Here is a 10,952-nt window from a genome sequence, read left to right on the forward strand (position 1 = left end):
GGCGCCGGCCGATATGGCTGTGACGCAAGGTCCGGTCAGACGATGGATCGAAGGTCGCGGCAGGCCCCTCAACATGCGGCGACTGAATAGCACCTGCGCATCACAGAACGACTGGCGTGCCGGGTCAAGGGGTTGACGGGACTCTTCTGTGTTCTGTTATTGACGACAGCGGCCTTTCGGCCAGCCCGTCAGGCGCCAAGCCCGAGCGGAAACGCGGTTTTGAAAGCAGACGCATGGATTCCTCGCACCCCCAAGAGCAGCAGGCCGAAACCCGGCTGGTCACCTCCGGCCGCGACACCAAGGCGCAGAAGGGGTTCGTCAATCCGCCGGTCTTTCACGGCTCGACCGTGCTCTACCCGACCGCGGAGGACCTGCACGCCCATCGCGGCGAGTTCACGTATGGCCGCCACGGTTCCCCTACCACCAAGGCGTTCCAGGAGACGCTGATGGCGCTGGAGGGACCACAATGCGCCGGCGTCGGCATCGTCCCGTCCGGGCTGTCGGCGATCTCGACCACCCTGCTCTCGGTGCTCAAGGCCGGAGACCATCTCCTGGTCTGCGACAACGTCTATCGGCCCTCGCGCAATTTCTGCAACGGCATGCTCACCCGCCTTGGCGTCGAGACCAGCTATTTCGATCCGATGATCGGCGCCGGCATCGACAAGCTGTTCAAGCCCAACACCCGGGCCGTTCTGGTGGAGGCCCCGGGCTCGCAATCGTTCGAGATGCCGGACATTCGCGCCATCGCCGAGGTCACGCATGGGCACGGCGCGCTCGTCATCGACGACAATACCTGGGCGACGCCGCTCTATCACCGCTCGCTCGAACAGGGCGTCGACATCAGCATGCAGGCCGCCACCAAATATATCGGCGGCCATTCCGACATCATGTTCGGCACGATCTCGGCCAACGCCAAGGCGTGGCCGATGGTCACTGAAGGCATCCGCCTGCTCGGCGTCTGCGCCGGACCCGACGACGTCTTCCTGGCGCTGCGCGGCCTGCGCACGCTGTCGGTGCGGCTGGCACAGCATCACCGCTCCGGGCTCGACATGGCGCGTTGGCTCGCTGCTAGACCCGAGGTCGCGCGCGTGCTGCATCCCGGCTTGGAGACCGATCCCGGTCACGCGATCTGGAAGCGGGACTTCACCGGCGCCTCCGGCCTGTTCAGCATCGTGCTGAAGCCGGCCCCGCAGAAGGCCGTCGACACCATGCTCAACACGCTCAAACTGTTCGGCATGGGCTTTTCATGGGGAGGCTTCGAGAGCCTTGCGATTCCCTTCGATTGCGATGCGTATCGCACCGCGACCAAGTGGTCGCCGGGCGGCCCGACGCTGCGCCTGCATATTGGACTGGAGAGCGTCGACGACCTCAAGGCCGATCTCGACCGCGGCTTCGCTGCCCTCAAAGCGGCAATGTGAGCCTCCTCACAAGGCATCTCGACCGCGGACGCGCAATGTGCGCCGTGGGAACGTGCAGCTGGCGTAAACGTTAACGCCGACGCGCCAACAAAAGGTTTGAACCTCAAGCATTTGGCGCTAGCCTCACAAATCGACTCCAATCCGGACACGGAGCATGGGAACGTTGGTTCTGCTCGATCTGATGGGCGGCGTTGCGCTGTTGCTGTGGGGCCTGCACATGGTCCACAGCGGGATCTTGCGCGCCTTCGGTCCTGACCTCAGGCGGCTGCTCGGCAAGGCGCTGAGCAACCGCGGCAGCGCTTTCGCCGCCGGCCTCGGCCTCACCGCGCTGCTCCAGAGCAGCACCGCGACGGCCCTGATCACGAGCTCGTTCGCAGCCGAGGGGCTCGTCAGCCTTGCCGCGGCGCTTGCCATCATGCTCGGGGCCAATGTCGGCACGACGCTGATCGTGCAGGTGCTGTCGTTCAACATCGCAGCCGTCGCGCCGGTCCTGTTCGTGCTCGGCCTGGTCGCCTTCCGCTCCGGCCCGCGATCGCGGATCAAGGACATCGGCCGCGTCTGCATCGGCCTTGGCCTGATGCTGCTCTCGCTGCATATCCTGCTCGACACGCTGGCGCCGGCGGAGAACGCACCGGGCGTCCGCATCGTGATGTCGGCCATCACGGGCGATCCCATATTGTGCATCATCATCGCCGCCCTCGTCACCTGGGCCGTGCATTCAAGCGTCGCCAGCGTGCTGCTGATCATGTCGCTGGCCTATTCGCAGTTCATCACGCCCTACGCGGCGCTGGCGCTGGTGCTCGGGGCCAATCTCGGCAGTGCCATCAATCCCGTGTTCGAGGGCGCCAGGCGTGACGATCCCGCGAGCTACCGCCTGCCGGTCGGCAATCTCGTCAACCGCGTGATCGGGATTGCGCTCGTCCTGCCCTTCCTCGGCACGATCGCCGAGCACATGCACGCCTGGCAGCCTGATCTGGCCAAGATGACGGCGGCTTTCCACATCGCCTTCAATGTCGGCACGGCCGTCGTCTTCATCGGCCTGCTCGACACCATGTCGCGCCTGTTGACACGCCTTCTGCCGGATCGCGTGCAGGAGGCCGATCCGGCCCGCCCGCGCTATCTCGACGAGACTGCGCTGGAGACGCCATCACTGGCGCTCGCCGACGCCGCTCGCGAGACGTTGCGGATGGGAGATCTCGTCGAGGTCATGCTGCGGAAGGTGATGGCGGCGATGATGACCGGCGACCGTGCGCTGGTCGACCAGGTCTCCAAGATGGACAATTTCGTCGACGGTCTCGACGAGGCCATCAAGCTCTACGTGACCAAGCTGATGCGGGGCAGCCTCGACGAGAGCGAAGGGCGGCGCGCGATGGAGATCATCTCCTTCGCCATCAACCTCGAACATATCGGCGACATCATCGACAAGAGCCTGAGCGAGCTCGCCACCAAGAAGATCAAGCGGCGCTTCCAGTTCTCGGCGGAAGGGGCCGACGAGCTCGCCGCCTTCCACAAGCGCACCATGGACTCGCTGCGGATCGCCTTCGGCGTCTTCATGTCCGGCGACGCCAACGAGGCGCGCAAGCTACTGGTGGAGAAAACTGCACTGCGCAACACCGAGCTTGCCGCAGTCGAGCGCCACCTCGACCGCCTGCGCGAGGGCCGCCCCGAAACCATCGAAACGACCTCGCTGCATCTGGACGTGCTGCGCGACCTCAGGCGTATCCACTCGCACATCTGCTCGGTCGCCTATCCCGTGCTCGACGCGGCCGGCGTGCCTTATCGCAGGACCGAAGCGGAGACAGCGGCCCTGCCAGCCTCAGGCGCGGCCTCGGTGCTACCGCGTTAGAAGGCCGGGTGGGAATGTCATGACGGACCAATCCGGGAAGTCGACACGACACGAGGTCGAGCGGTCAAACCTGTCGAGCGCGCAGGCACCTGTGTCAGGGCGACGCCTGAGATCGCGAGTATCCCGCCAACGATCAGCTTTGGGCTCAAGCGTTCGTCGAGGAACAGAATGCTTGAAATCAATGCGAACACCGGAAGCAACAGACCGAAGGGCGCGACCCGCACCATCGAGCAACGGGCGATCAGCCAGAACCAAAGGCTAAACCCAACAATTCCTCCGATGAAAATCGTATAGGCGAGCGCCAGCCAGCCCCGTTCGTCCGCCGTGACAAGGCTTGCCATTTGTCCGGATTCCAGCAGCAACGACATCAACACGACCTGCGGGACCGTGAGCAGGGACGACCAGCCGATCAACATCAAGGGATCGAAGGGGCCGTAGCGCTTCGTCAAGACGTTGGACACCGCAAATGCGAAGGCTGCCCCGACCACGAGCAGCAAGGGAAGCGCATTTGCCGTCAGGCCTGGCCCCGCTGCCAACACAACCACCCCGACGAATGCCAGCACCACGCCGGCCGACGTGGCGAGAGACGGCCTCTCCGCGAGCAGTGGCCAGGCGAGCAGGACGGTGAAGGGCGCGGCGAGTTGATATGCGACGGCCGACATGCTTCCCGAGCCGAGCCCGAGACCAACGTAGAAGAGCCCGAAGTTCAATCCGCCAAGGAAAAGCGAAATGGCTGCAACAGGTCCGAGCTGCTGACGCGTGGGCCTTTCGACGAACGGAACGAGCAGCAGCGCGATCGCCAGGAAGCGCAGCGCGAGGAAGAAAAGCGGCGGAAACTCCGCAACGCCCACCTTGATGACCACGAATTGATAACCCCAGAGCAAGGGAACCGCCACCGCGCAGACGATCTGGATGGCAGACATGGCATGTCCTTTCACGACCAAACGGTCCAAATATCGTCACGTCGATGGGCGGAGACGTCCATGGGATACCTACCTGACGAAACGATCGAGAAGAGCGACGACGGTGGCTTCTGATGTCGTCCGCGCCGGTGCCGTCTTGCCGACCACTCGCAGCCCCTCGACGAAACAGACGAGGATCCGGGCGGCACTCGCAGGCTCGACCCTGTCGCTTAACTTGCCCGCAGCCTGCGCGCGGGAAAGTGCATCCGCCACCCTGGCCTCCATCGCCTTGAAAAAGCTCGCCACGCGCCGAGCGACCTCGGCGTCCTGGCCAGCCAGCTCCATGGCTGTAGCCACCAGCAGGCACCCGCGCCGACCATTCATCCCGCTGGTGCGCTCAACGTAGCCGGCAAGGTAGGTCCGCAAGCCCTCGACCGGATCCTTGCGGGAGTCGAATTCGATATCCATCCGCGCCAGGGCATCGGCGATGTAGCGGTCAAGCGCGCGCAGGAAGAGCGAGTGCTTGTCGCCGAAAGCGGCGTAGAGGCTGCCCCGCGACAGTTTCGTCGCGCGCAGAAGGTCCGGCAGCGCCGTGGCGTGGTAGCCACGGGACCAGAACACACCCATCGCGCTTTCGACCGCGGCGTCCACGTCGAAACTTCGGGGCCGCCCACGGGGCAATTGCATGCGGGATCGAGGGCTCATCGCCATATATGAACCAATCGGTCTTAAAATGGCAACCGAATTCGGATCAGTTCCAGCGGCGCAGCCGCGGGGAGCCCTGCTCAGCGCTCCAGCGTCTTCGACGCCTTGCCGCGGTTCTTGATGATCAGCATGATGTTGCGGATATAGATGATGGTCGCGAGCGATTGTCCCAGGATGATGACCGGCTCGCGCTTCACGACGCCGTAGACCAGCGTCATCAGTCCGCCGCCCATCGAGCAGAACCAGAACGCCATCGGCACCACGCTGTTGCCGGCGCGCTCGCTCGCGATCCACTGCACCAGGAAGCGCGCGGTGAAGAACAGCTGCGCGACGAGGCCGAACGCCAGCCAGAAATCGAACTTGGCGACGAAGACGTCGTAGAGATAGTTGCTCAGCGCCTGACCGTATTGAATGATCATGCGTTCACCTCAGTCACATCTGGTGTCGGCTTCTTGCGGCGGATCAGCCACCATACGCCGGCGAGATCCATGATGCCGATCCACAGCCGGTCGAAGAAGCCGTAGTTGGACACGCCGGAATGGCGCGGCCGGTCGATCACGTCGACATAGGCGATGTCGTAGCCTTCACGCCGGACCAGCGCCGGCAGGAAGCGATGCAGCCCGTCGAAATAGGGCATCATCAGGAAGACCTCGCGCCGGAATGCCTTCAGCCCGCAGCCGGTATCCCGCGTGCCGTCCTTCAGGATGGAGTTGCGGACGCCGTTGGCCACGCGCGACTGGAATTTCTTGAAACCGGTATCCTTGCGCCCGACACGCTGCCCCGCGGCGAGGCCGACGCGCCCTGCTCCCTTCTCGACCGCCGCGATCAGGTCGGGCAGAAAGGCCGGATTGTTCTGGCCGTCGCCATCGAGGGTCGCCACGATCGCCCCGCGCGCCGCGCGCACGCCGCTGCGCACGGCCGCGGATTGGCCACCTGATCTGGCATGGCGAAGCTGGCGCAGATTGCTCCGCCGCGCCATGATCGCCACGAGCCGCTCGCCGGTCGCATCGGTCGAGCCGTCGTTGACGTAGATGATCTCATAGGCCCAGCGGCCATCGAGCGCCGCGCCGATCTCCGCGATCAGCGGCGCGATGTTGTCGGCTTCGTTACGCACGGGAACGACGATGGAAACCGAGGGCTGGGAAACCGAAGGCTGGGACGACGACAAATCGAGGCTCGTGGTTGGAATGGGCCTTCCCGGGGAACCGGCGGCCCCGACAGGCAGCCGCTTTTATGGGGCGGATGCCCCGCGGGCAACCCTTTTGAGATGGCCCGAAACCGCCCCGGCAAGGGGCACAATGGTGCCATCGGCGCAGATGGCAAAGCCCAGCCGCCTGGCCGCGAACCAATAGCGGACCGCCATGGCGCCGACCGTGCCGACCAGGGCGCCGGCCACGACGTCGCTCGGGTGATGCGCGACCAGCACCAGACGCGTCAACAGGATCACGATTGCGTAAGTGAACATGAACACGCGCACGCGCGGCCACAATGCCGATACTGCAAATGCCAGAGCGAACGCCGCCACGGCATGGCCCGACGGCAGGCTGGCATAAGCCCCCGTCCCCTCGAACGGCATGAAGTTGAACGGATTGGCCTTGCCGCCGACAAACGGACGTCCGCGGCCGATGATATATTTCAGGACCTCGGCAACGAATGCCGACACGGCAATCGACAGAAACACAAACTGCAGCCGTGTGCCGAGACCGAGGAGCAGCGCGCGCCGAGTCCCGTGAAGTCCTGCCGCAACGACCGCCAACAGGACCAGCAAGCCCCCGAGGACCGAGAGCAGATACTCGTCCTTGCCGAAATCGGTGAGGATGCGGATCGGCCACAGGCTTGGCGTGCCGCGAGCCGGCATCAGCTGGATCTCGGTCTGGTCGAACGCGAGCATCAGCGCGATGACGAGAGCCGCGCCCGCCGCACTGAGCCACAGCGAATGCCGCGCCAGTTTTCGCGCGGCCTCTGCGCGGCGTGAATGCGAGGGCGTGCGGACGAGCTGCGCCAGCGCGCTCCGGGACACGGCGAGCAATTGCGCGGGATAGCCCGGACGGGGCGCGGGGCTGGTCGTAACAGGCATCCTATTCGGTGCCTTCCGAGCGGAAGATCGAGATCGAGATCGCGCGCCCTTGCGAGAAATTGTAGCCGTCGATGCGGGTGCCGACCTTGTAGCGCAGCCCGATCGCCTCGGCGCGCTGCACGAAGCTCCGCTCCGAACGCTGCTCGATCAGCGCAAAGCGGCAGCTCCCCTGCCTCAGGAAGTCGGCCGCGCCCGACCCGTCCGTGAGCAGGGTTTGGGTGCCCGTCAGGAAGACGAGGCTCGGCTCGTGATAGCCGGCAGCAGCCGCCTTCGGCCCGACGCAGGTGACGTTGCGCAGCGCGCGCGCGATCTCGATGCTCGGAAACAGGGGCGTCAAGGACGGCAGCACGATGCCATACACCACCACCGCCAGCATCAGGGCCGCGACCAGCGCGTTGAGCAGCGAGCGCTCGGCGCGGTTGTTGTCGTAGAGCCACCAGGCGAACAGGCCGAAGATCAGCGATGCCGCGATGAACGGCCAGGCCACAAAAGCCGGCTGCCGCGTCAGCATCACCGCACCAACCACCGCGATGATCGAGGCGGCCGCGGGGATCGCGAACCACCAGGCCGAGCCGCGCATCAGCCAGGAGCGCGACAGCACGCGCCGCTCCACCGCACCGGCGGTGAGAATGGCGATCGCCGGATACAGCGGCAGCACGTAATGCGGCAGCTTGGTCAGCACAGCCTCGAACACGATCCAGGACGGGATCAGCCAGGCCAGCAGAAACTGCGCGCCGGGCTCACGCCGCGCCCGCCACACCGCGGGTGCCGCCATCGCCGCGAGCGGCGCGCCCGGCCAGAACGTGATCCAGAACAGCGCCAGATACATACCGGGCGGCGCGCCGTGGGATTCCTGGGCGCCGATCTTGCTCAGCATGTCGCCGCCGACGGAATCGGCGAAGAAGGCATCGCCCGCGCGCCAGAAGATCGCGACGAACCAGGGCAGCACCAGCACCAGCATCCACATCAGGCCCCAGACCGGGCGCAGCTTCCACAGCCAGGAGGCATCGCGGTCCTGGATCGCGAGCGCCACGATGGTCAACCCCGCGAACATCAGGATCAGCGGACCCTTGATCAGGATGCCCACCGCAAGCGCGGTCCAGAAGATCGCAGGCCAGCTCCACGGCGGATGCGTCTCGTCCTCGGCGCGCTGCCAGGACAGATAGGCGCGCGCCATCGCCCCCATCGCGGCGGTCACGCAAAACAGCAGCATCGCGTCGGTCTTGGCCAGCCGCGCCTCGACGCCGAGCAGCACCGAAGCGCACATCATCAACGCCGCCAGCACCGCGGCGCGCCGCGTGACGAATCCGAGCGCCGCCCAATAGGTCATGAGCACGGCGCCGATCGCTCCGAACAGCGACGGCAGCCGGTAGACCCAGATCCGCAATTCGGCCTTCGGCAGCTTGAGCATCGAGGCGGCTTCGACCGTCGCCGATTGCAACCAGTAGATGCCGACTGGCTTCTTGTAGCGGACGTCCTCCTGGAAGCGGATGTCGACATAGTCGCCGCTCTCGACCATCTGCTTGGTGGCCTGGGCGAAGCGCGCCTCGTCGCGATCGATCGGCGGGATCGTGAAGAAGCCCGGCAGGAACAACAGCAGCGCGCACAGCAGCAGGAAGGCGACGGCGCGGGCATGGCTGGCCGTGACGACATCGAGCATGCTCACGAGCCGGCTGCCCGGATTTGCGGGCGATTTCGGCTCGCGGGGCGCTCCAAAACGGGGAGTAGGATAGGTCTCGGCCATTGGTTCCGCTTACGCTGAAACCGCCATCGCCACAACCGCTTGAGGCAGGGTCATTGAATTCGAATGACGACTGTGTCCGCGGCGCCCGTGGCGTCGATCACGGTGAGCCGCGCAAAGCCCGGACCGGGCGGATCGATCAGGCGCTGGCGGCGGCCATCGATCTCGCCGAGCGCCGTGCCGTTAACCATGACAGTCATGGGCAGCACGCCGCCAGCGACCTTGACCGGCATCGCGGCGCTCTCCTGCCCCCCGGAGCGATCGACGTCGATCCGCGAGCCATTCAGCGGAAACTGGATATGCAGCGCCTGCTCACGGCCGGTCCGCACCAGTTCCCCCACCGGGCGGAACCGCTTCAGCGGCAGCGGCAGCTTGGCGTTGCTGGCAACCAGGGTTCCCCTTGGCGGCTTCGGCAAGGCGGCCAGCGTCTTGCCGGTGCGGGCGAAGGCATCGAACAGGATCGGAGCGGCGGCGACGCGCCCGATCAGGCCCGGAACCGGCGCACCATCGGGCCGGCCGACCCAGACGCCGACGGTCATCCGGCCGTCGAACCCGACCGACCAAGCGTCGCGATAGCCATAGGAGGTGCCGGTCTTGAAGGCGATACGGTTGTGAGCGGCGTTCTCCGGCGGCGGCGTGCCCAGCAGCACGTTGCCGACCTGCCAGGCCGCGACCTGGTCCAGCAGCCGGAGCGGCTCGCGGTCGTCCTTGTCAGCCATCACCTCGCGCAGCGGCTTGGTGGTGCCGAGGCGGGCAAAGCCCGTATAGAGCTGGGCGAGATCCTGCAGCGTCACGCCGACGCCGCCGAGCCCCATGGCGAGCCCCGGCGCTTCGTCCTTAGGCAGAACCAGATTCCCGCCGGCCTGCCGGAGCCGCGAGGCCAGTCGGCTGGAGCCGACGCGGTCGAGCAGCACGATCGCGGGCACGTTCAGCGAGAGTTGCAGCGCCTTCCTCACGGGCACCGTGCCCTGGAAGGTCATGTCGAAATTTTCCGGCGCGTAGGAGCCGAAGCGGACCGGCCGGTCGTCGATCAGGCTCTCCGGATGGACGAAACCGTCCTCGAAGGCGAGCCCGTAGATGAAGGGTTTTAGCGTCGAGCCCGGCGAGCGGATCGCGCGGGTCATGTCGACCTGCCCTGCCCGGCTCTCGTCGAAGTAATCGGCCGACCCTACGCGTGCGAGCACGTCGCCGCTCTCGTTGTCGACCACGATGATGCCGACGGAGATGTTCGGCCCGAGCGCAATGGCGCGGTCGCGCGCCAATGGCTCCAGCACCTTCTGCAAATTCGCATCCAGCGTCAGCTTGATGACCGGCGTATCCTTGACCGTCGACAGCGCAGTGTCGGACGCATGCGGCGCCAGGATCGGCATCGGCCTGCGCAGTCTTGGCACGGGCACGGCCTTGGCCTGCCTTGCGTCGTCTGCGCTGACCACATGCTCCTCGACCATGCGGTCGAGCACGCGATCGCGCGCCTTGCGCGCGGCCTCCGGATGGCGATCGAGGCGGCGCGTCTCCGGCGATTGCGGCAGCGCGACCAGCAGCGCGGCTTCGGCCAGCGACAGGCGCTTCGGCTCCTTGCCGAGATAGCCGATCGAGGCGGCGCGGATGCCCTCGAGATTGCCGCCATAAGGCGCCAGCGCGAGATAGAGGTCGAGGATCTGCTCCTTGCTCATGCTGCGCTCGATCTCGATCGCGCGCACCATCTGCCGCAGCTTGGCGTAGAGCGAGCGCTGCCGCCGCGGCTCCATCAGTCGCGCCAGCTGCATACTGATGGTCGAGCCGCCTGAGACGATGTGGCCGCGCGTTGCCAGCTGCAAGGCGGCGCGCCCGAGTGCGAGCGGGTCGAGCCCGTTGTGGGCGTAGAAGCGCTGGTCCTCATAGGCGAACAGCAGCTTCAGATAGGTCGGGTCGACGCTGGATTTGGCATCGACCGGCAACCGCCAGCGGCCGTCGGCCATGGCGTAGGCCCGCAGCAGCTTGCCGTTGCGGTCGACGATGGTAGTGGACACGTGCCGGGCCTCGTCGAGCGGGAGAGGTCCGAGCGAGTAGACCCAGGTCACGAAGCCGACGATGGCGAGGATGAGGGTGAGAGCAGCGCCGGAGAGGATACGAAGGCCCCTGCCCCGGACTCCGTCATGGCCGGGCTTGTCCCGGCCATCCACGCCCTTGCCGGCCGCGCCGCAGTTCGTGGATGCCCGGGCCTTCGCCGCGCCGAAGCGGCTTCGGCCGCGCAGGCGGGACAAGCCCGGGCATGACGACTGAG

At 66.1% G+C, this 10,952-nt stretch carries 9 protein-coding genes; 2 read left to right on the forward strand and 7 right to left on the reverse strand.

All coding sequences use genetic code 11. The features are described from left to right. Nucleotides 1-233 precede the first annotated feature (233 nt). Both metC and XI03_RS00385 read left to right on the forward strand, forming a co-directional pair. Nucleotides 234-1,418: a cystathionine beta-lyase gene (metC, locus tag XI03_RS00380; protein ID WP_271590990.1), complete on the forward strand. Its 1,185-nt coding sequence runs from the start codon at nucleotides 234-236 to the stop codon at nucleotides 1,416-1,418. 154 nt (nucleotides 1,419-1,572) lie between these two features. After that, nucleotides 1,573-3,264, forward strand: coding sequence for a Na/Pi cotransporter family protein (locus tag XI03_RS00385; protein ID WP_271590991.1), 1,692 nt, complete (start codon nucleotides 1,573-1,575; stop codon nucleotides 3,262-3,264). A gap of 17 nt (nucleotides 3,265-3,281) precedes the next feature. Here the strand turns inward: XI03_RS00385 and XI03_RS00390 are convergent, their stop codons facing one another. From XI03_RS00390 to pbpC, 7 genes are all read right to left on the reverse strand, one after another. Next, entirely contained in the window at nucleotides 3,282-4,187 is a 906-nt protein-coding gene (locus XI03_RS00390) for a DMT family transporter (RefSeq protein WP_028144718.1), read from the reverse strand. 69 nt (nucleotides 4,188-4,256) lie between these two features. Continuing rightward, entirely contained in the window at nucleotides 4,257-4,817 is a 561-nt protein-coding gene (locus tag XI03_RS00395; protein WP_442869675.1) for a TetR/AcrR family transcriptional regulator, read from the reverse strand. A gap of 134 nt (nucleotides 4,818-4,951) precedes the next feature. Beyond that, nucleotides 4,952-5,290 carry a lipid-A-disaccharide synthase N-terminal domain-containing protein gene (locus XI03_RS00400; protein ID WP_028144720.1) on the reverse strand — a complete coding sequence of 113 codons (339 nt, stop codon included), beginning with the start codon at nucleotides 5,288-5,290 and terminating at the stop codon, nucleotides 4,952-4,954. Next, entirely contained in the window at nucleotides 5,287-6,039 is a 753-nt protein-coding gene (locus tag XI03_RS00405) for a glycosyltransferase family 2 protein (protein WP_271590993.1), read from the reverse strand. The genes XI03_RS00400 and XI03_RS00405 overlap by 4 nt, the downstream gene beginning before the upstream one ends. A 63-nt stretch (nucleotides 6,040-6,102) precedes the next feature. Continuing rightward, nucleotides 6,103-6,948, reverse strand: a complete 846-nt coding sequence (locus tag XI03_RS00410) for a phosphatase PAP2 family protein (protein ID WP_271590994.1) — start codon at nucleotides 6,946-6,948, stop codon at nucleotides 6,103-6,105. A 1-nt stretch (nucleotide 6,949) separates the two neighbouring features. Next, nucleotides 6,950-8,692, reverse strand: a complete 1,743-nt coding sequence (locus XI03_RS00415) for an ArnT family glycosyltransferase (protein WP_271590995.1) — start codon at nucleotides 8,690-8,692, stop codon at nucleotides 6,950-6,952. Nucleotides 8,693-8,742: 50 nt separating this feature from the next. Continuing rightward, complete coding sequence (gene pbpC / locus XI03_RS00420; protein WP_038970279.1) at nucleotides 8,743-10,851, reverse strand: penicillin-binding protein 1C; 2,109 nt, start codon at nucleotides 10,849-10,851, stop codon at nucleotides 8,743-8,745. Nucleotides 10,852-10,952: the final 101 nt, after the last annotated feature.

It is taken from the genome of Bradyrhizobium sp. CCBAU 65884 (assembly GCF_028128835.1).
GTDB lineage: Bacteria > Pseudomonadota > Alphaproteobacteria > Rhizobiales > Xanthobacteraceae > Bradyrhizobium > Bradyrhizobium ottawaense.